This is a genomic window from Verrucomicrobiaceae bacterium (assembly GCA_016713035.1).
Classification (GTDB): Bacteria; Verrucomicrobiota; Verrucomicrobiia; order Verrucomicrobiales; family Verrucomicrobiaceae; genus Prosthecobacter.
In genome coordinates, this window is the sequence record JADJPW010000001.1 from 1,165,255 (window position 1) to 1,185,045 (window position 19,791).

Annotated in this window: 16 protein-coding genes; 7 read left to right on the top strand and 9 right to left on the bottom strand. The window is 60.4% G+C overall.

Going from position 1 to position 19,791, the window contains the following annotated elements; all coding sequences use genetic code 11:
• A complete protein-coding gene (locus IPK32_05070) occupies positions 1–1,704 on the top strand; it encodes an FAD-dependent oxidoreductase (protein MBK8091366.1) in 1,704 nt (567 codons plus the stop codon).
• On the opposite strand, the gene murC is transcribed toward IPK32_05070, so the two are convergent.
• Positions 1,673–3,982, bottom strand: a complete 2,310-nt coding sequence (gene murC, locus IPK32_05075) for a UDP-N-acetylmuramate--L-alanine ligase (protein MBK8091367.1) — start codon at positions 3,980–3,982, stop codon at positions 1,673–1,675. The two genes, IPK32_05070 and murC, sit on opposite strands and share 32 nt — an antisense overlap.
• A gap of 138 nt (positions 3,983–4,120) precedes the next feature.
• Here murC and IPK32_05080 point away from each other — a divergent pair, with 138 nt between their 5' ends.
• Positions 4,121–4,348 (top strand): hypothetical protein, encoded by a 228-nt coding sequence (locus IPK32_05080; protein ID MBK8091368.1) that lies wholly within the window; start codon positions 4,121–4,123, stop codon positions 4,346–4,348.
• Positions 4,349–4,351: 3 nt separating this feature from the next.
• Here IPK32_05080 and gatA read toward each other — a convergent pair whose 3' ends face one another.
• The 3 genes from gatA to IPK32_05095 all read right to left on the bottom strand — a co-directional run bounded on the left by gatA (position 4,352) and on the right by IPK32_05095 (position 6,602).
• Entirely contained in the window at positions 4,352–5,776 is a 1,425-nt protein-coding gene (gatA, locus tag IPK32_05085) for an Asp-tRNA(Asn)/Glu-tRNA(Gln) amidotransferase subunit GatA (protein ID MBK8091369.1), read from the bottom strand.
• A 15-nt stretch (positions 5,777–5,791) separates the two neighbouring features.
• Positions 5,792–6,082, bottom strand: coding sequence for an Asp-tRNA(Asn)/Glu-tRNA(Gln) amidotransferase subunit GatC (gatC, locus tag IPK32_05090; GenBank protein MBK8091370.1), 291 nt, complete (start codon positions 6,080–6,082; stop codon positions 5,792–5,794).
• A 100-nt stretch (positions 6,083–6,182) separates the two neighbouring features.
• Complete coding sequence (locus IPK32_05095; GenBank protein ID MBK8091371.1) at positions 6,183–6,602, bottom strand: exosortase system-associated protein, TIGR04073 family; 420 nt, start codon at positions 6,600–6,602, stop codon at positions 6,183–6,185.
• A gap of 118 nt (positions 6,603–6,720) precedes the next feature.
• Between IPK32_05095 and IPK32_05100 the strand changes: the two genes are divergently transcribed.
• On the top strand, positions 6,721–8,559 hold the full coding sequence (locus tag IPK32_05100; protein ID MBK8091372.1) for a GreA/GreB family elongation factor: 1,839 nt from the start codon (positions 6,721–6,723) through the stop codon (positions 8,557–8,559).
• A gap of 64 nt (positions 8,560–8,623) precedes the next feature.
• On the opposite strand, the gene IPK32_05105 is transcribed toward IPK32_05100, so the two are convergent.
• The 3 genes from IPK32_05105 to IPK32_05115 form a co-directional block, all read right to left on the bottom strand.
• Positions 8,624–9,613: a hypothetical protein gene (locus tag IPK32_05105; GenBank protein ID MBK8091373.1), complete on the bottom strand. Its 990-nt coding sequence runs from the start codon at positions 9,611–9,613 to the stop codon at positions 8,624–8,626.
• A gap of 140 nt (positions 9,614–9,753) precedes the next feature.
• Positions 9,754–10,674: an N-acetylglucosamine-6-phosphate deacetylase gene (locus IPK32_05110; GenBank protein ID MBK8091374.1), complete on the bottom strand. Its 921-nt coding sequence runs from the start codon at positions 10,672–10,674 to the stop codon at positions 9,754–9,756.
• Between the two features lie 31 nt (positions 10,675–10,705).
• Positions 10,706–11,746 (bottom strand): aldo/keto reductase, encoded by a 1,041-nt coding sequence (locus IPK32_05115; GenBank protein MBK8091375.1) that lies wholly within the window; start codon positions 11,744–11,746, stop codon positions 10,706–10,708.
• 175 nt (positions 11,747–11,921) lie between these two features.
• On the opposite strand from IPK32_05115, the gene IPK32_05120 reads away from it, so the two are divergent.
• A complete protein-coding gene (locus tag IPK32_05120) occupies positions 11,922–13,445 on the top strand; it encodes an efflux transporter outer membrane subunit (GenBank protein ID MBK8091376.1) in 1,524 nt (507 codons plus the stop codon).
• A gap of 827 nt (positions 13,446–14,272) precedes the next feature.
• Here the strand turns inward: IPK32_05120 and IPK32_05125 are convergent.
• A complete protein-coding gene (locus tag IPK32_05125; GenBank protein ID MBK8091377.1) occupies positions 14,273–15,259 on the bottom strand; it encodes a malate dehydrogenase in 987 nt (328 codons plus the stop codon).
• A gap of 169 nt (positions 15,260–15,428) precedes the next feature.
• Between IPK32_05125 and IPK32_05130 the strand changes: the two genes are divergently transcribed.
• The 3 genes from IPK32_05130 (at position 15,429) to IPK32_05140 (ending at position 18,611) form a co-directional block, all read left to right on the top strand.
• A complete protein-coding gene (locus IPK32_05130; GenBank protein ID MBK8091378.1) occupies positions 15,429–15,848 on the top strand; it encodes a cupin domain-containing protein in 420 nt (139 codons plus the stop codon).
• Between the two features lie 51 nt (positions 15,849–15,899).
• Positions 15,900–17,180, top strand: a complete 1,281-nt coding sequence (locus IPK32_05135) for a methyltransferase domain-containing protein (GenBank protein MBK8091379.1) — start codon at positions 15,900–15,902, stop codon at positions 17,178–17,180.
• Between the two features lie 72 nt (positions 17,181–17,252).
• Positions 17,253–18,611, top strand: coding sequence for a right-handed parallel beta-helix repeat-containing protein (locus tag IPK32_05140; protein ID MBK8091380.1), 1,359 nt, complete (start codon positions 17,253–17,255; stop codon positions 18,609–18,611).
• A 196-nt stretch (positions 18,612–18,807) separates the two neighbouring features.
• On the opposite strand, the gene IPK32_05145 is transcribed toward IPK32_05140, so the two are convergent.
• Positions 18,808–19,644, bottom strand: a complete 837-nt coding sequence (locus tag IPK32_05145) for a hypothetical protein (protein MBK8091381.1) — start codon at positions 19,642–19,644, stop codon at positions 18,808–18,810.
• Positions 19,645–19,791: the final 147 nt, after the last annotated feature.

Consider the following 19,791-nt stretch of genomic DNA (forward strand, 5'->3'; position numbering starts at 1 on the left):
ATGCGCAGAACACTCCTATTCATCCTCCTCACGCTCCAAGCTCCTGCTGCTCAGGTGCATGAGGCGGAGGTATGCATCTATGGCGGCACGAGCGGCGGTGTCGCGGCGGCGGTGCAAGTCGCTCGCATGGGGAAAAGCGTCATCTTAGCAGAGCCAGGGCAGCATCTCGGTGGCATGACCAGCGGTGGACTCAGCGCGGTGGACATCGGAGATCCACGCAGCGTCGGCGGCATCGCACGGGAGTATTTCACACGGCTAGTGGGCAAGTATGGCAAGAAACTAGCCTGGGATCAGCCCTTCATCAGCAATGGTGGCCCTGCTACGGGCGGTGCCTATGCCATCGAGCCGCATCTGGCCGAAAGGGTGTTCGAGGAGATGGTGAAGGAAGCCGGTATCCGCGTGCTGCGCGGTGCCCGCCTAGCGGAGGTGAGTCGTGAGGCCGCACGCATCACTTCGCTGACGCTGGAGAATGGCGATACGATCCAGGCGAAGATGTTCATCGACACCACTTATGAAGGCGATCTGATGGCGAAGGCCGGAGTGAGCTTCACCCTGATGCGTGAGGGCAATGCGAAGTATGGTGAATCGCTCAATGGCATCCAGTATGACGCGAAGTATCAGCCCCGCTCCGGCCACCTGATGCCAGGAGCGAATGGACGCGTCACGGGTGGCCAAGGCGTGTGGGACCGGGATTTCCCGCTCGATCCGTATGTCGTCCTGGGATGCCCAGACAGCGGCACCCTGCCCCTGGTGGAGATGGATGATGTGGGGAAGCCCGGTGAGCCAGCTCCCGGCGTGCAGGCCTATTGCTACCGCCTCTGTCTCACCACCGATCCGGCGAATCGCCTACCGATCACGCCACCCGCAGACTATGATGCAAAGCGCTACGAAATCGTCGCACGCTTCATCGAGGCCTGTGTGCAAAATGGTGATGACATGGATCTGCGCTGGTTTTCCAAGCATGATCCGCTGCCCAATGAGAAGTGGGACTTCAACACGGCCACCTTTGGCGGCAATCTACCCGGTGCTAGCCATGCCTGGCCCTCGGCGAGCCATGCGCAGCGTGAAAAAATCGCCCAGGCACATGAGGGCTACCACCGTGGCCTGCTGCACTTCCTCGCCACGGATAAGCGAGTGCCAGAGAAAGTCCGCCGCGAGATGCAGCGCTTCGGTTTGCCGAAGGATGAATTCCGCGACACGGGCGGCTGGCCACACCAGCTCTACATCCGTGAGGCACGCCGCATGGTGAGTGATCTGGTGCTCACGGAGCATCACACCTTTGGCAAGCAGGTGGCGGATAAGTCTGTGGGCCTGGGCAGTTACGGCACGGATGTGCATGAGATACGCCGCATCGTCAAAAATGGCGTCGTCATCCGGGAGGGGAAGCTGGCGGGTGGGCGCGGTGGTTTCGGTCCCTATCAGATCGGTTATGCGGCGATCGTGCCGAAAGCCTCTGAGTGCGGGAATTTGTTCGTCACCTTCGCTCTGAGTGCCAGTCACAGTGCTTTTGCCAGTATCCGCATGGAGCCCGTGCTGATGATCACCAGCCAGAGTGCCGCCACAGCAGCATGCCTCGCCATCGACGAGCAAGTGCCGGTGCAGCAGGTCGATTACGACGAGCTGCGTCAGCACCTGATCAAGAGTGGCCAAGTCCTGGAATGGAAGAAGCGGCCTACAGAGCCAGCGGCTGATCTTCACCGATGACCTTCACTTCGAGATCGAGTGTGACGCCACGCTCCTCGAGGGCTTTCTCTTTGATCTGAGCGATCAGATCGAGCACTTGGCGAGCTGTGGCACCACCTTCATTGACGATGAAGTTGCCATGCACGGGCGAAACGACTGCCTGGCCGACACGGGTGCCTTTGAGGCCGAGTTCATCGACGAGCTTGCCTGCGCCGCAGAGCTCTGGGTTTTTGAAAATGCAGCCAGCGCTGGCTCCGATGGGCTGGGAGGTGCGGCGCTTCACGCGGCTAGCCTCCAAACCGGCATCGATCTGCGTCTGCGGCGCGGCTTTGCCCTCCAACACGGCTCCGACGATGTAGCGGTCCTCAAACTCCGGCACGCTGCGGTAGTGATGCTGGATTTCCGCGAGCGGCTTCGCCTGAATGCTGCCATCTGCGGCGATGAAGCGTACGCTGACGACGTGATCGAACACCTCTGCACCCATCGCTCCCGCATTCATGCGCAAAGCACCACCGAGATTCCCTGGGACCCCCTCCATCCACTCTAGGCCGCCGATACCGGCATTCCGCGCGGCGCTGGCGATCTTCTTCAAGCGAGCTCCGACACCGACGATGAGGCGCATGCCTTCCGCTTTGACTTCCTCGAACTCGCCTTTGCTCGGATGAATGACGGCTCCGCGGATGCCGCCATCTTTGACGAGCAGATTCGAGCCGCGACCGATGACCCGAATCGGCACGGAGGTGGCGCGGAGGTGCTTCACCACCTCTGCAAAGGCCGCGACGGTGTGCGGCTCGATCCAATACTGCGCAGGGCCACCGATGAGGAAGGTGGTGTGCCGATTCATCGGCTCATAGAGCCTGGCAGCACCGCCACCATGCGCATCGAGGATGGAGCAGAGTTTTTCGAGCACGGGGAGATCGCGGGCGATGCAGCGGCCGACTTCATGGACGTTCCCTGCACCGAGAGTGATGAGTAGATCGCCGGGACGCAGTGCATTGCCCACCTTATCGCGTGCGATGGGCATGGTGGGCGTGCTGCCGGTCTTGGTGTGGTCATTTTGCAGCCGCACTTCTTCGAGGATGGTTTCACCGCTCACGCCGGGCAGTGGCTTTTCACTGGCGGGATAGACATCGGTGACAAAAAGCTCGTCCACATCGCCGAAGCTGGCTCCGAACTCCTTTTTGAGCAATTGCGTGCGGCTGAAGCGATGCGGCTGAAAGAGACAGACGATGCGTTTGGCCTGCAATCCCTTCGCAGTGGCCAGTGTGGCGGCGATTTCACTCGGATGATGGCCGTAGTCGTCCACCACGGTGAAGCGCTCACTGCTGTGACGGATTTCGAAACGGCGCTTGGCTCCACGGAAGGAGCGCAAAGCATGCTGGATGGCCTCAAACGTCACTCCGCTCTTCGTCGCGAGTGCGATGGCGGCGAGAGCGTTGCTGACATTGTGCTTACCGGGGATGCCCAGCGTCGCGGTGCCGAGAAGTTGGCCTTTTTGATACACTTCGAACTCTGAGTGATCTGGCCGCATGCTGAGGATATTCGCAGAAAAGTCGTGCTCACGGCTCCAGCCGTAACTGACGCTCTGGGAGCCCGCGCAGACCTCGCTCGCGACGGGGTCTTCAGCACAGTAAACCCAGTGTCCCGGTGTTTGACTGAGTACTTGGCGGAAGACGGCCTTGATTGCCTCGATGCCATCATAGAAGTCGAGATGCTCGGGCTCGATATTAAGCACGATGGCGTGCTGAGGGTGGAAATGAACGAGCGTGCCATCACTCTCATCCCCCTCAGCCACAAACAGCTCTCCCTCGGTATCCCAATGCGCATTCGAGCCGAGGATGGGAATCTCCGCACCCACGTAGTGACTGGGCTTGAGGCCGCCTTGGCGCAAAACATGGGCGGTGAGCGCAGAAGTCGTCGTTTTGCCATGCGTGCCACACACGATGACGCCTTTTTTGTTCGCCATGACAGCCGCGAGCGCCTCTGCACGGCGAATGAGCGGGATGCCCTGCTTGTAAGCGGCTTCGTAGGCGATATTGCCCGGCTTGATGGCGCTGGAGTAGATGACCATGTCACAGTCCTCGACCTCCTTCTCCGTGTGACCGTGGAAGAACTGGAGCCCGAGCTTTTCGAGCCGCTCCGTTTCGAGCGTGGTGGCCTTGTCCGAGCCACTGACCTTATGCCCCAGGCCGAGTAGCAGCAGTGCTAGACCGCTCATGCCACTGCCTGCCACGCCGATAAGGTCGATGCGCATGGGATGACGGTGTTCTTTGAGGAGGCTGAGTACGGCGTGAGTCATAAAGGAGGCCGCCGATGGTAGATAGGACATAGGACAGGGCAAGGAGTCCCGCAGGAATGTGACGGCTCCTATCCTGAGCCTATCAAAATCGCGATTTGCTCATGATTTATGCTGCCGCATCGCTATGCATCCGGCCCCATGGAACGACTTCGACTTCTCCTCCAGCAACGGCTCGATTTGATCGCGGATCACGCGTTCAGGGACCGTGATGCAGCGGCGCATCTAGCGGCGCTGGGGCAGGTCTCGCAGGAAATCACGGCGGAGCATGCTGCACGGCGTGCGGAGCTGCCTCCACGGCTGAACCATTATCTCACGCAGGCGAGTTTTTCGAAGGCGCTGGAGTTTATCCAGCAAGGGGCGGCCTGAGCCTCAGCGAGATTGCTCATAGGCATGAGCGACGCGGAGCACGGTGGCTTCATCGAGCGGCTTGCCGATGATTTGGAGGCCGACGGGGAGATGCACACCATCGACGGCGACTTCACCGCAGGGAACGCTGATGCCAGGGAGGCCGGCGAGATTCACAGGAATGGTGAAGACGTCTTCCAGGTAGGCGGCGAGTGGGTTGTCCTTCAGTTCTCCGAGCTTGTGCGCGGGAGCGGGGCTGGTGGGGCTGAGGATGACATCGACTTTGGCAAAAGCATCCGTGAAGTCGCGACGGATGAGGGTGCGAGCCTTCTGCGCCCGGATGTAGTAGGCATCGTAGTAGCCGCTGCTGAGCATGTAAGTGCCCAGGAGGATGCGGCGCTGCACTTCGGGGCCGAATCCCTCTGCGCGGCTCTGCGTGTAATGGCTCATCAGATCCGTGGCGGTGCTGCTGCGGTGGCCGTAGCGCACGCCATCGAAGCGGGCGAGATTGGCGCTGGCTTCTGCGGGGGCGAGAACATAATAGGTGGCCACGCCCAGCTCGGTGTGAGGTAGGCTGATTTGCTCGATGATGGCTCCGAGGGATTCGAGTTTCTTGATCGCGGCATCGACTGCGGCGGTGACTCCAGCATGCGTGCCGTCGATGAAATACTCCTTTGGCAGGCCGATGCGAAGGCCACGGATGTCCTGGCCGAGTGTGGCGGTGAAATCCGGCACAGCAGCATCGAGTGAGGTGCTATCACGCGGGTCTTTGCCGCAGAGGTGATTGAGCACGAGCGCGGCGTCTTCCACCGTCTGCGTGATGGGGCCGATCTGATCGAGCGAGGATGCGAAGGCGACGAGCCCGAAGCGTGAGACGCGGCCATACGTGGGCTTCAGCCCCACGCAGCCACAAAGAGCGGCGGGTTGGCGGATGGAGCCGCCGGTGTCACTGCCGAGCGCAGCGATGGCGATGCCACCAGCCACGGCGGAGGCGCTGCCGCCACTAGAGCCACCGGGGACGCGGCTGAGATCGCGCGGATTGCGGGTGATGCCAAGTGCAGAGTTTTCCGTGGTGCTGCCCATGGCGAATTCATCCATGTTCATGCGGCCAAAGGGCACCGCACCGCCAGCGCGGAGCTTTTCGATGGCTCCGGCATCGTAGGGCGAGGAGTAATTTTCCGCGAGGATCTTCGAGGCGCAGGTGCAGGGCTGGCCGATGACGTTGATGTTGTCTTTGATGGCGATGGGGATGCCACCGAGGGGCTTTTTCAGGTCCGCGGCATCGGCTTCCTTCAGCGCGGCATCGAGATCATGGCTCAGGTAGGCTCCGAGATCGCCATTCCGCGCGGCGATGGCGGTGGCGAGCTCTTGAACAATGTCGCGGGAGGTGATCTCACCTTTTGTGAGGCGTGCGCGGAGCTGCGAGATGGTCTGGGTAGCGAGGGACATCAGTGGGTGCAGGCGTTATTCGATGACTTTGGGGATTTGGAACTGGTCGGCGATGCGTTTGGGGGCGTTTTGCAGCGCTTGCTCAGGTGAAAAGCCCGCACGGGACACATCCTCACGCAGCACATCATAGACGGGCATGGCATGCGCGGTGGGCTCCACATCGCCCAAATCATGCGCGGTGAGCGTGGCGATGTACTCGAGCACGCCATTGAGCTGCTGTTCGTAGTGCGCAGCTTGCTCAGGCGTGAGCGTGAGACGGGCGAGCTTGGCGACGTGCTGGATGTCAATATGGGCGGCGGCGGGCATGGCGGGGCGCTTTGATGGCTGCTTAGGCGTGTTTTTGCAAAAAGAAAAGGCGCAGGCCGGTGAACAGCCTGCGCCCGAAAAAAATCTCACCTCCAACGGATTACCACATCTGAGTGCGGGAATAACCAGCGTGGGAGACGGAGCCGAGGTTCTGATTGAACTCGGTGTAGCCCCACCAGTTGTCCACATACTCCTTGCGGTAGTATGGTGGGCGGTAGGTCATCTTCCAGGATGGGAAGGGGAAAGTGGCGACTTCATACACGCCGTAGAAAGCGCGGACGATGGTGCGCTTCGTGCCCTCGATCAGGCTATCAGAGAAGGCAGCGACGGGGCCTTCCTGCTGGTTGGTGTAGCGCCAGCGGGAGAAATATTCACCAGGAGCGAAGGCGAGGTTGCCGAAACCACGGCTCAATTTGCGGCTCCAGTTAAAATGATGTCCGGGAGGGGACTGAATGTCACCGAAAGCGGTGCCGACGAGCGTAGCGGCGGTCAGAGCGAGTAGAAGAAGGCGATTTTTCATGAGGCAGTGCTTGTTTAGCAAAAATTACACTGGTTTGGCAACAGGGAATATCAGGAAATTGTGCTCAAGGACAGGAATCCTTTGCTACCATCCCATCAGCGTCTAGTCTGCCCGTCCCATGAATCCAGAGGTGCAAAATCTTGTGGCCGCAGGAAAAATTTCCTCCGCCGACGCTGAAAAACTCGCCAAACTCGAACCCGGAACCGTCGTCCAGCATAAAAGCTGGGGAGTCGGCAAGATCACCGAATGGGATCTGCTCGGTGATCGGATCGGCATCGACTTCGAAGGTAAACCCGGCCACAGCATGAAGCTGGGCTTTGCCTCCAACTCGCTGGAAATCCTCCCCTCCGATCACCTCCTCGCTCGCCGCGTCGCCGATCTCGCAGGTCTCCAGGATCTCGCCAAAAACAATGCCCCTGCCCTCGTCGAGCTGGCCCTGAAGAGCCACGGCAACAGCCTCACGCTCGATGCCCTTGAAGGCCTGATCAAAGGCCTGATCGTCCCAGAGGCCGACTACAAGCGCTGGTGGGAAGGTACCAAAAAAACACTCAAAGCCCACCGCCATGTCGTCGTCCCGGCCAAGCGCAGTGAAAAGCTCCTCCTCCGTGATCAGGGTGAAAAGCCCTCCTCCATCATGGTCAACGGCCTCCTCTCCGCCCGTGACTTGAAGGCCAAGCTCGCCGCTCTCGCCAGCATCCAAAAAGACATCGACCTCTTTGAAGACCCGAAGACCGAGCTCATCCCCGCCTTCCAGGATCTCTCCGACAGCGTCCGCAAAGCCTACAAGCTCAATCCGAAAGAGAGCCTCCAGCTGCTCCTGGCCCGTGATGAACTCATCGAGAACCTCCCTGGTGCCACCGCCCCGCTCGGCAGCATGAAGCTCTCCGACCTCGTCAGCGAGACACGCACCACCTTGGCAGATACGATCAAGTCCTTCCCCTCCGCCAGCCTCGGCCGCATCTACCGCGCCTTCCCAGATGCCTTCCAGAACCGCGCTTGGGTGCCGGAGATCCTCCTCCACCTCACCAAGACCGGTGGCAAAGCCGTCGCTGAGATCGCCACCGTGCTCGATGCCAATGACGAGCTCGATGTGCTGGCCGATGCCCTGAAGAAATCCCTCCGCAACCGCGATCTCTCCTCCGACCTCCTCATCTGGATGGCCCGTGAGCGCAAAGCCCTCGCCGAAAGCGTCTTCGACATCGATCTGGGTCACGCCATCCTCGACGTCATCGACCACGATCAGATGGAAGGCGGTCCGAAGCGCACTGGACGCCTCCAGAGCCTGCTTTCCGATGACACCACCCTTCTGGGTGAAATGGTCGCAGAGGCTGAAGAGGAAGACATCCGCCTCCTCGCCAAGCGACTCCTGGGCAATACTTCCTTTGACGACCTCACCCGTCGCTCACTCATGGCCCGTATCATCAAATCCCGGCCTGAGATGGAAAGCATGATGGAGGAAAACGTCAGCGCACGGCAGGATAACCGCCTCATCGTCTCCTGGGAAAGCCTGGAGCGGAAGAAGAAAGAACTCGAAGACTTGGTCAACGTCCAGATCCCCGAGAACAAACGCGAAATCCAAATCGCCCGCGACGAAGGCGACCTCCGCGAAAACGGCGGTTACAAAGCCGCTCGCGACCAGCAGGCCGTCCTCCTGCGTATGCAGGGCAAATACGAACGCGAAATCCGCCACGCCCACGGCACGGACTTCGCTGGAGCCACCACCGATAAAATCGGCATCGGCACCGTCACCGACCTGCTCGACATCGCCGCTGGCACCACCGAGTCCCTCACCATCCTGGGTGCCTGGGACGGCGACCTCGATAAAAACATCATCAGTTACCTCTCGGAGGCCGCAAAGGCCCTCATCGGCAAAACACCGGGTGAAGAGCTCGATCTGCCGACCGATACCGGCGGCGTCCGCCGTGTCCGCGTCGGAGCCATCCGCTCCTACGTTTGATTCAAATACGACCGCAGAATGGAATCGCCATTCTGCGGTCATTTATCTCTCGGACGGCCGTTCCTCAGCTCTGAGGCTTTTGGGGCACTTTGGGCACATCAGGGGCCTTTTTGGGCACCTCGGGCACTTTGGGAGCATCAGGAGCCTTTTTCGGCACCTCGGGCAGTTTCGGGGCTTCTGGGGCCTTCTTTGGAAGATCAGTCTTTTTCGGCTCGCTGGTGGTTTTGGGCTCCGCAGGAGTCGATTTGGCTTTCTCGGTGCTTGTACTGGGCGGCGGGGTTTCTTTTTTCGCCGGGATGTCCTTTTTCGGCGACTCAGGGGGCATGGCAGGGCCGTCCAACTGGGCGGGGCCAAAATCACTCCGCGCCTTCTGATGCAGCGCCTCTGCCTCTGAGGCTTGTTGGGCCTCCAGACGGATCATGTTTGGCACGGCACCTTCGGTGAGCGGCGGCAGCAGCGGATTCGGTGCGCTAGACCAGGCTCCGAGCGTGGGCAGGCCAGAGGCATCCACGCTGGATGCGAGGCGGTCAGGATTGGTCAGGCGGTGCGGCCCGATGACGCGTAGCCGTGTACCGAACATGTAAAAAATCGTGTAGTCGTCGATCCCCTCCACCGTGCTATTCCCACGCTGGAGCACGGGTTTGCCACGCAGGATCAGCTCCTCTGAGCTCAAGAGCAATTCCTGGCACAGCGCCTTCGCGGGCTCTAGGTAGCTCATTTCGATGAAGACGCGGCCCTTTGCCCGCACGCGGCGCGGGGTGCCGTCTTCGTTCTTTTTGGTGATCTCGATTTCATCCGCCGCGATTTTGTAAAAGGGCGGGATTTCGAGGAAGTTCGCGCTCAGCGTCTTGGCCTCCGCATAGCTCATGCTCAGGAGGAAGGCGACGTCGATGGGCGAGCTGTCTGCGGCGCCTGGGGTCGGCGGCTTGCCCGCCTCATTTGCCGGGGGGACGGGCGTTTGCTCTTTGCCGTCTTTTTTTGCCTTCGGGTCAGCTGGCGCTGCCGCTGCGTCCTTGGTTCCATCCTTGGCGGCATCCTTGCCAGGAGCCTTCATGCTTTTGCAACCCAGCAGCATACTCATGAGGAGTACGCTGAGGGCAGCAGAGATGGCAAAACGGCACAAATTCATGCGGTGGGGGTGGGCAGCGTACACAATAGACGCCTTTGAGACAGTAAAAAGAAGGTTTTGCTCACCTAGAGTCTGTCAGATCTGGCCATGGCACGGCGCGGATTGGTATCTAGCACCTTCTGGAGCTCCGATTCACTCATGCCCAGGTGGCGCAGGGCGTTTTCTTTGATCCGGGGCACTGTCACGGTGCTACCGACAAAGTGACTGCCATCCGGCGAGCGTGCGACAAGATCGTCACCGATCAAAATGTCCCACCCAGCCAGCGTGTAGCGCCCAGGTCCCAGCCGGGCGGCAGAAATCGCATCCGTCACGAAAATGGTGCGCTCCAGGCCGATACCGCGCAGCCAGTTTTTCAGCACATAGAAGGGCACATGTACCCCATCTGGGATGAAGCACAGCCAGAGCCGCTCATGCAGTGCGAGCGCACGCTGGATCACATTTTCATGCCGGTGCATCTGCACGGGGCAGCCATTCCCCACATGGGTGAACATGCTCAGTCCCGCATCACAGGCCGCATTCAGTTGATCCAGACTCGGGTCACAATGCCCCGCAGAGACCACGATCCCCTGCCCTGCGAGGAAGGCCGTCGTCCGACTGCCCTCATCATGCTCGGGTGCCAGCGTGATCAGGCGTGCGAGCCCACCAGCGGCATCGAGCAGGCGCTTCGCATCCTCCACATTGGCGGGCCTCACGGCCTGGGGTGGATGGGCTCCCACGTAGCCTTTGACCGGATTGATGAATGGCCCCTCGATGTGAATCCCGGCGATGACACGCTGGGCTAGCTCATCCTTTGCACGCAGTTCCGCCAGCGCACGCATCCGCCTTTCCAAAACCGGCACCTCATCCGTGATGAAAGTCGCGAGGATCTGCTCACAGCCATCTTCGACGAGGCACTCGCACGCATGGTGCAGCGCCTCAGCCGTCAGGCCATCGCGGTTGAAGTCGGTGCCGGCATAGCCGTTCACCTGGAGGTCAAAAGGAGACATAAGCGATTTCAAAAAAGTCGTACGGGATGGATTACAGACGGCGCAGTCCGTCCTCCGTCATCGGAGTGGGGATTTCCGCGTCTATCTCATCAATACGGGCCAGCGTCGCAGCATCGAGCACCAGATCAGCAGCTTTCAGGCTCTCTTCAAACTGCGCCAGCGTCACCGCACCCACGATGGTGGATGCCACAAAGTCATGCTGCCGGCTCCAGGCCAGCGCCAGCGCCGTCACACTCACACCGAGATCAGCGGCGATGACTTGCAGCCGCGCCGTCGTCTCCAGCGTGCGCTCATTCACAAAGCGGGCCGCCATCCGCTTCTGCCGGGGCTGCCCTTTGGTGATGTAATCGGTGAACCGCGCCCCTGGTGGCAGTGCTCCGCCATTGTACTTCCCCGTCAGCACCCCACCGCCTAGCGGCGAGTAGGGCAGCAGTGATACGCCTTCCTTTCGGCACACCTGAGCCAGCTCGCTCTCACAGCGGCGATTGATGAGGGAGAAATTATTCTGCACACTCGCCATGCGGGCCAGTCCATGCTTCTCCGCCTCCCACAGATTCTTCATCACGCCCCAGCAGGTCTCATTGCTGCTGCCCCAGGCGCGGATCTTCCCCTGGTCGATCAGGGCGGTGAGCGCAGACAGCGTCTCCTCCTGCTCCATGCCGTGATCAGGCCAATGCGTCTGATACAGGTCGATGTAGTCCGTCTGTAGCCGCCGCAGGCTATCCTCACAGGCCTGAAAAATCTGCCGGCGATCCAGCGCCGTGAATCCACCACGGATCGGTGGCCGGAACCAGCCGTGGCCCGGTCCCGTCACCTTACTCGCCACGATGATCTCACCGCGCTTCTGCCCCTTCAGCCAGCGCCCCACGATCTGTTCCGTTACTCCAAAGAGCTCCGCACTCGGCGGCACCGGATACATCTCCGCCGTATCGAAAAAGTCGATCCCCGCCTCCAGCGCACGGTCCATGATGGCAAAGGCAGTTTTTTCATCCGATTGGAGTCCGAAAGTCATCGTCCCCATGCAGATATCCGTGACGACGATTCCTGTGCGACCGAGGCGATTACGTTTCATAGCGAGATTTTAAAAGTGGGAGTGAGTCCGTTGATGAGCCCGACACTTATGCGCAGCCCCGCCTGTGAAAACAAAAGAAATCCCGCTCACGCCTTTCAGATCGCAAAATCGGGCATCATCTAGTGCACAAAACCACTTTGCAGCGCCGCTCCACGCGTTAAGGCGTTCATCACTCATGCGTTTTGTGTTTTTTCTTCTGCTGGCCGCCTTCGCCCAGGGCCAGATCGTCACGGTAGGACCCGATTTCCAGCCTCCGGCCAACTCTGTTCCCACGAAATATAAATCCACCATCCAATGGCGTGCCGTGCGGCCCCTGGATGATCTGCCACGGGGCAACTGGTGGCGTGTCTTCCGCGATAGCCAGCTCAATGAGCTGCTGCGCCAGGCCACCGCTGACAATCAATCCCTGAAGGCCGCCATCGCACGCTTCGATCAGGCCCGCGCCGCCGCAGGCATCGCACGCGCGAATTTTTTCCCCAGCGCCAGTGCCACGGGCAATGCCACCAATCAGATGACCTCGGAGAACATGCCCAGCCCCTTCCCGCTCCATGGTCTGCGCTACGATGGCCCCTCCTACGACGTGCCATTGGAGTTCAGTTGGGAAATCGACTTGTGGGGGAAAATCCGCCGCCAGGCAGAGGCCGCGCAGGCAGAGGCCGCCGCCGCTGCCAATGCGATGCAGAATGTCCTCCTCGGGCTCCACGGCGATGTCGCCGCGAACTACTTCCGCCTCCGGGCACTCGATGGTGAGCTGCGCACCGTGCGTGAGGCCGTCGGATGGCGCAGACGGGCACTGGAGATCGCCCAGGCACGCGTGAAAGCCGGTGCCGGCAGTGAGCTAGAGCAGGCGCAGGCAGAGACAGAGATCGCCACCGCAGAGGCAGAAATCAGCGCCCTGCAAAACCAGCGTGACCAGCTCGAAAACGCCATCGCACTCCTCCTCGGAGCCAATCCCTCCCGTTTTAAAATCAAAACCCAGGACGCCACCCTCCCCGCACCGCCCAGCGTGCCCGTAGGAGTGCCCAGTGACCTGCTGGAGCGCCGCCCCGACATCGCCGCCGCCGAGCGCACGCTCGCCGCCACCACCGCCCAGATCGGAGCCACCAAGGCACTGTTTTTTCCCAGTGTGAAGCTCTTCGGACGCGGCGGCTTCCTCAGCGGCGATGTGGATCAGCTTTTCGAGATCACCAGCCTGAACTGGAATGTCGGCCCCAGCATCAGTGTGCCGCTGTTTTCTGGCGGAAAAACCCTCGCAGGCATGGAGCGCGTCCGCGCTGCCCATGATGAAGCCCTCGCCCACTACCGCCAGGCCGTGCTCACCTCCCTCCATGATGTGGAAAATGCCCTGGCTGCCCTGCGCAACCTCAGCACCCAAAACGAGGCCCAAGTCCGCGCCACCGGGAGTGCTCAAAAAGCCGCCGAAATGGCCAAAACGCGTTACGAAGCCGGCACCGGCCCCTACCTGGAAGTCATTGAGGCAAATCGCACCCTCCTCATGGTCCAGCGGGCGATGGCGACACTGGCTGGACAGCGCCTCATCGCCACCGTGAGCCTGATCAAGGCCCTCGGCGGCGGCTGGGACCAGACCCTGCCCGTCACCGTCCCCGCCGCCAAACTCGACCCTGAGGCGAGGAGTGTGACCTCCGAGAAAAAAGGCATCTGGCAGCGCATGCGCGGCCTTTTCCGCCGCGGAGAGTAAAAGGCTGAAAAACCGTGCGGGAGTGCCTTTTGGAGAAAATATGGAATCCGTCCTATTTTTTGGCGATTTCTGAAAATAATGAATTTCCCAAGACCTGCCAAAAGGAAGGCGACCGGAAAACCTTTTGGAAACGACCTCTCGATTTTACCAGTAGGCGGGAAAACAGTTCCCCGAGGCCTCCCAAAAGGCGGATGACCGGAAAACCTTTTGGAAACGACCTCTCGATTTTACCAGTGGGCGGGAAAACAGTTCCCCGAGGCCTCCCAAAAGGCGGATGACCGGAAAACCTTTTGGAAACGACCTCTCGATTTTACCAGTGGGCGGGAAAACAGTTCCCCGAGCCCTCCCAAAAGGCGGATGACCGGAAAACCATTTGGAAACGACCTCTCGATTTTACCAGTGGGCGGGAAAACAGTTCCCCGAGGCCTCCCAAAAGCCGGATGACCGGGAAACCATTTGGAAACGACCTCTCGATTTTACCAAGTAGGCGGGAAAACAGTTCCCCGAGGCCTCCCAAAAGGCGGATGACCGGAAAACCATTTGGAAGCGGCCTGCCGATTTTGCCAGTGCGCGGGAAAAAAACAGGCCGGTGGAGCTTTTTGCGCTCCAACCGGCCTGTGGTCATTTTTGGCAGGGCTTACGCATGAAATCGAAAACTGAATCAAGAGGCTCTTCATTTTTCCAGCAGATTCAGGGAGGCCAACAGATTCCTTCTGAAGCCAATCTGCTGGCCTCCCTGAATCTGCTGGAGATCATCTGTTTTCTGTCTTTGAGATGGAGCGTCGAGTTTGGGTGCGTAAGCCCTGCATTTTTGAGGGCTTTTTTCCTTATGCGATCATTTCCGCCACAAAGGAGCGCTCATCGACGAGTTCCTTGTTCGTCGCGGCGATCTTCGATTTGGCGAAGTCGTCCATGGCATAGCCGGTGATGACTTCGTAGCTGCCAGGCGTGGTGGTGCGCACGGGCATACCGGCCCAGACCTCTGGATCAAAGCCGTAGAGCCCATTGCTCTTCACCGCGATGCTGTGGATCGCCCCTGGAGTGACGAGCGAGCGCACATGGTCCACCAGCGCATTCGCCGCGCTTGCAGCAGAGCTAGCGCCACGCGCCGCGATGATGGCAGCACCACGCTTGCCCACCGTCTCGCAGAAGGGGCCTTCCAGCCATGCCTGGTCATTGATCACCTGAGCGGCCGCTTTGCCACCGATCGTGGCGTGGGCAAAGGCGGGGAACATGGTGGGGCTGTGATTGCCGTAGATGAAGATGTCCTTCACCTCGGTGAGGTCCACACCGGCTTTCTGAGCGAGCTGGCTCTGCGCACGGTTCTGGTCCAGACGCACCATGGCGGTGAAGCGCTCTTTTGGCAGGCGCTTGGCCTGGGAGGCGGCGATCATGCAGTTGGTATTGGCGGGATTTCCCACCACAGCGACGCGGGCATCCTCCGCCGCGACGGCGTCGATGATCTGGCCCTGCTCGATGAAGATTTTGCCATTGTCTTTGAGCAAATCGGCACGCTCCATGCCGGGTCCACGCGGCTTCGCGCCGACGAGCAGGCACCAGTTCGCATCTTTGAAGCCCACCGCGGGATCGCTGGTCTGCACGATGCCTTTGAGCAGCGGGAAAGCGCAGTCATCGAGCTCCATCGCCACACCGGCGAGTGCCTGCATCGGCTTTTCAAAAGGAGCCTCGATCAACTGAAGGATCACAGGCTGATCTGGGCCAAACATGGCACCGGAGGCGATGCGGAAGAGGAGAGCGTAACCGATCTGGCCGGCTGCGCCGGTGACTGCGACTTTAATGGGGGCTTTGGACATGTATTTCTGGGGGTGAGAACGTGAATGAGAGCGAGCCATGAGGAGCGATCAAGCGCAGAGAATGCGAAAGCCGCCCGCACCGCGCATTCCTTGGTGTGGATGCTGCACATGCTGATGTGCGGAAGCCCGCCTTGCATGCAGGGCGGCTCTTTTTACCATCGCACACACCATGTCTGCCGAAGCCATCTCCACCCGCCGATTCGTCACCGCCGCTGAAAAAGTCGATTACCTCTCCCCCTGGACGCTGGAGGAGTGGCTCTGCCGCAGCGACATCGTCAATAACCAGGAGCTCATGATCGTCCGCGCCAACATGCAGCCGGGCCGCAGCCACCCCTTTCACACCCACCCCACGCGTGAGGAATGCATCTACATCCTCAGTGGCAAAGCCGAGCAGTGGGTGGGCATGGAAAAGAAAATCCTCGGCCCCGGTGACATGGCCTTCATCCCCATGGGGGAGGTCCACGGCACCTGGAATGCCGGGGATGAGGTGCTCGTCTTCCTCGCCATCCTGTCCCCCGCCAAAGCGGACGAGCCGGGCCTCGTCGATGTCAGTGACCAGGAGCCCTGGCGCTCCCTTCGTGCCGCTTGATGGATTTCTGAATGACGAAGGCCGAAATCCAGACGAGTGACCGCCCCCCACATGAAAGTCCCTCCGCACATGCTCGATGAAATCGTCGCCTCACTCGGCGAAATCTTTGGCAACAAACGCTACGCGGACCGCGCGATCGAATTCACCTTCAAACGGCATCGCAAATGGGGCAGCCGTGACCGGCGCATCTTTGCCGAGTCCATCTACGAATGCGTGCGCTGGTGGCGCTGGTTCTGGCACCTCGCCGGACTGCGGGATGAAGACCACGCCCGCACCGAGGAGATCACACCAGAGCGCATTAGCCGCGTGTGGGCCGCCTACTGGCTCTCTCACGGCCGTGAGCTGCCCCATGAAGAAAGCGGCCCCCTTTTGACCACCGCAGACGTGCAGAAACGCTCCAAAATGAAGGTCAGCGATGCCATCCGCGCCTCCATCCCCGATTGGCTCGATGCACGCTGCACCGCCGAGCTCGGCGTGGAGTGGCCCCGGCTGCGTGAGGCGCTCAATGAGCCTGCAGAGGTCTTTTTGCGTGTGAACACGCTCAAAGCCGACCGCCGCACCGTGCGCGAAAACATGTCCGCCAACGGTTTCGAGTCCGAAAGCGTCGAAGACGTCCCTTCCGCACTGAAGCTGGTCCAGCGCCAGAACGTCTTCGGCACCGAAGCCTTCAAAAAAGGCCTCTTTGAAGTCCAAGATGCCGCATCACAGCTCATCGCTCCCTTTTTAGAAGTGGCACCCGGCATGAAGGTCATCGACGCCTGTGCCGGTGGCGGTGGCAAAGCGCTGCACATGGCCGCCATGATGCGCAACAAGGGCAAAATCCACGCCCTCGATGTCCACGCCTGGAAATTGGCCGAGTTGAAGAAACGTGCCGCCCGTGCCGGAGTGGACATCATCGAAACACGCGAGATCGAAGGCTCCAAAACCATCAAGCGCCTCGCCGCACACGCAGACCGTGTCCTGCTCGATGTCCCTTGCAGCGGCCTCGGCGTCCTGCGCCGCAATCCAGACTCCAAGTGGAAACTCAGTGAGGAGGAAGTGAACCGCCTCGTCACCCTCCAGGCCGAAATCCTCGAAAACTACGCCCGCATGGTCAAACCCGGCGGCAAGCTCGTCTATGCCACCTGCAGCATCCTCGCCAGTGAGAACGAGCGTCAGGTGCAGCACTTCCTCCACCGCCACAGCGATGAATGGCAGCTCGAAGCCGAACTACGCCGCAATCCGGTCCAAGGCGGCTTTGACGGCTTCTACGCCGCCCGCTTGATCCACATCACCGCCAAACAAGAGCCCGCTCCCGAAGAAGCCCCCATCGAGCTGCCCGCCGCAGCGTGATAGGGACTCGAATAACTCTCTAGGGACCGATTTCGGCAAGCGAGTGCTGCGGCACTCCGTACTCTGCCGCCCATGAAACTCGCCGCTTTTCTATCTCTCGCTTTTTGCGCACTCTCGCAGGCCCAGCAGCCCATCGGGGATGGCAAAGCGGACGACACCGCCGCCATTCAGCACCTCATCGACACCCAGGGCAGCCTGCGGCTCGGCAAAGGCACCTATCGACTCACAAGCACGCTCAAGGTCGATTTGGCCAAAACTGGCTTTGCCGCCATCTCAGGAGACGGCACCGCGCGGCTCGTGATGGAGGCAGCCGGACCCGCGATTCATTGCATCGGCACCCATGAGGGATCTGCCGCACCAGACACCTTCAAACCACAAGTATGGGCTCATGAACGCACTCCGATGATCGAAGGCATCGAAATCGTCGGATCACATGCCGAAGCAGATGGGATCGAAGCCACCGGGACCATGCAGATCACCCTGAGCCGCGTCGTCGTAAGAAAATGCCGCCACGCCGTGCATCTCACCCAGCGAAACCGCAACGTGCTCATCAGCGCATGCCACTTTTACCACAACACAGGCATCGGCGTGTTCTACGACAACGTGAATCTGCATCAGTCGAACATCGTCGGCAGCCACATCAGCTACAATGGCGGTGGCGGCATCGTCTCCATCGGCGGAAACGTGCGCAACGTCCACATCGGCACCTGCGACATCGAGGGCAATCACGCCAAAGATGGCCCACCCACCGCAAACATCCTCCTAGACTCCACGGGCGGCTCCATCGGCGAGGTAGCCATCACCGGCTGCACCATCCAGCACACCAACAAAGCCCCCAACAGCGCCAACATCCGCATTTTAGGCGGCGGACACGATCCATCCCTCGAACGCCGCCAAGGACGCGCCACCACCCGCGAAGGCAACGTAACCATCAGCGCAAACGTCTTCAGCGATGTGCAGGTGAATGTCGAAGTTCGTGATTCACGCGGCGTCGTCATCACCGGCAACACGTTCTGGGAAGGCTTTGCGCATGACCTCATCGTACAAGACAGCTCGAACATCCTCGTAGCAGACAACAACTTTGACCGCAATCCACGCTACCTCGTCAACGGCTTTGATAATGCCGAGAAAAACGGCGTCGTCTTCCTCCGCTGTGAAGACAGCAGCTTCTGCGGCAACACCGTGAGTGGCGTCACCAACCAGCGAGCCGCACTCGACGTCGCAGAATGCCGCCGCATGCGCCTCACCGACAACAGCATCCTCGACAGCGACGGCGCCGGCATCCGCCTCGAGAATGTGAGCCACAGCATCGTGACAGGCAATCTCATACGCGATGACCGCGCCACAGCCCCCAAAAACCGAGAAAAATCCCTCCTCATCCTCGGCGGCAAAGACACCCTCACGAGCCCCAACCTCCTCGGGAATCCCTGACTCGACTCGGACACTCCCCATTGCTTGAGAGCTCCATTCATGACTGCGGAAATTTAGCCCTCCGCATCATTCAAATCGCGCAACGCATGAATGTCGCTCTCGGTCTCCCGGATTCTCCGCGCTCCACTTCGTCGTGAAGGGCCAAACAACGCACGATTCGCTCCAAAGAACGCATCAACGAACTCCCGCGACCCAATCACCGCCCCCTCCGTGAAATGCCGCACCCGCATGCGCACCAACCACCCAGCGACAGCTTCCCACTCTGCGCCAAAACCTCCTCGGCCTGCTCCCCACTCACTCCACGCCGCGCCACAGCCTTCCCATCCGCCGTTTTCACCTCTCGCCCCACCGAAAACAGCATCTGCCGATACCCCTCCCGCGCTCCACTCTTCACCCAGTCCGTCTCCGCAGCATCACGCCCCGTCACACGACATATCCCCCGCTGGCACTCCCTATTCCCTCCCAGCGCCTCCGCATACCCACTCCACCGGTATTCCTTCGGATCACTCACCAGCCCACCTCGCACTGGATTGAGGTCAATATACGCCGCCATAGCCAGCAGCGGATTCCCCTTCCCCTCCACCAGCACACTCCGGTAACGATCCATCCACAGCGTCCCCTTCCGCTTGTGCCGCTTGTTGTACCACCGCGAAAACCGCTGCTTCACCTCCTTCACAAACACCGCCACATCACAAAAACGCCTCTTCAGCAGCCCCAACCGATGCTGCACCACCGCCTCCGAGCCCCGCTTCCGCAGTTCAGCGAATTCCTCCTGCAACTGCTCCACGAACACCTTGCTATACAGCACCCGCAGATGCCGCATCAGCCTTTCCTCCCCCTCTGGTCCACCAAACGGCTCCTCCACCCGCCTCTTCTGATCCGGCACCTCCACCAGCGCATGAAAATGGTTCCCCATCACGCAGTAAGTCAGCAACCGCACCCCACAAAACTCCGCCAGCCTCCAGAGCACCCTGCGTAGCGACTCCTTCTCCACATCATCCCAAAACACCGCCCCACCACAGGTGCGCGACATCACGTGGAAGCAATTCGTCTGTGACTCAAACCCCTTCACTCGTCGCAGAGACCTCCCCGCCTGGAGATAAGGCCCCGTCTTTGCATTCACCCCCAAGAGTTGCTCTTCGAGCGGCAGTTCTCGGATCGAATCGACAGATTGGGGAGC

Excerpts from the sequence above, each read along its gene's own strand:
- IPK32_05070 (MBK8091366.1), top strand. The coding sequence starts at position 1 with ATGCGCAGAACACTCCTATTCATCCTCCTCACGCTCCAAGCTCCTGCT.
- murC (MBK8091367.1), bottom strand. The coding sequence starts at position 3,982 with ATGACTCACGCCGTACTCAGCCTCCTCAAAGAACACCGTCATCCCATG.
- IPK32_05080 (MBK8091368.1), top strand. The coding sequence starts at position 4,121 with ATGGAACGACTTCGACTTCTCCTCCAGCAACGGCTCGATTTGATCGCG.
- gatA (MBK8091369.1), bottom strand. The coding sequence starts at position 5,776 with ATGTCCCTCGCTACCCAGACCATCTCGCAGCTCCGCGCACGCCTCACA.
- gatC (MBK8091370.1), bottom strand. The coding sequence starts at position 6,082 with ATGCCCGCCGCCGCCCATATTGACATCCAGCACGTCGCCAAGCTCGCC.
- IPK32_05095 (MBK8091371.1), bottom strand. The coding sequence starts at position 6,602 with ATGAAAAATCGCCTTCTTCTACTCGCTCTGACCGCCGCTACGCTCGTC.
- IPK32_05100 (MBK8091372.1), top strand. The coding sequence starts at position 6,721 with ATGAATCCAGAGGTGCAAAATCTTGTGGCCGCAGGAAAAATTTCCTCC.
- IPK32_05105 (MBK8091373.1), bottom strand. The coding sequence starts at position 9,613 with ATGAAGGCTCCTGGCAAGGATGCCGCCAAGGATGGAACCAAGGACGCA.
- IPK32_05110 (MBK8091374.1), bottom strand. The coding sequence starts at position 10,674 with ATGTCTCCTTTTGACCTCCAGGTGAACGGCTATGCCGGCACCGACTTC.
- IPK32_05115 (MBK8091375.1), bottom strand. The coding sequence starts at position 11,746 with ATGAAACGTAATCGCCTCGGTCGCACAGGAATCGTCGTCACGGATATC.
- IPK32_05120 (MBK8091376.1), top strand. The coding sequence starts at position 11,922 with ATGCGTTTTGTGTTTTTTCTTCTGCTGGCCGCCTTCGCCCAGGGCCAG.
- IPK32_05125 (MBK8091377.1), bottom strand. The coding sequence starts at position 15,259 with ATGTCCAAAGCCCCCATTAAAGTCGCAGTCACCGGCGCAGCCGGCCAG.
- IPK32_05130 (MBK8091378.1), top strand. The coding sequence starts at position 15,429 with ATGTCTGCCGAAGCCATCTCCACCCGCCGATTCGTCACCGCCGCTGAA.
- IPK32_05135 (MBK8091379.1), top strand. The coding sequence starts at position 15,900 with ATGAAAGTCCCTCCGCACATGCTCGATGAAATCGTCGCCTCACTCGGC.
- IPK32_05140 (MBK8091380.1), top strand. The coding sequence starts at position 17,253 with ATGAAACTCGCCGCTTTTCTATCTCTCGCTTTTTGCGCACTCTCGCAG.
- IPK32_05145 (MBK8091381.1), bottom strand. The coding sequence starts at position 19,644 with ATGTCGCGCACCTGTGGTGGGGCGGTGTTTTGGGATGATGTGGAGAAG.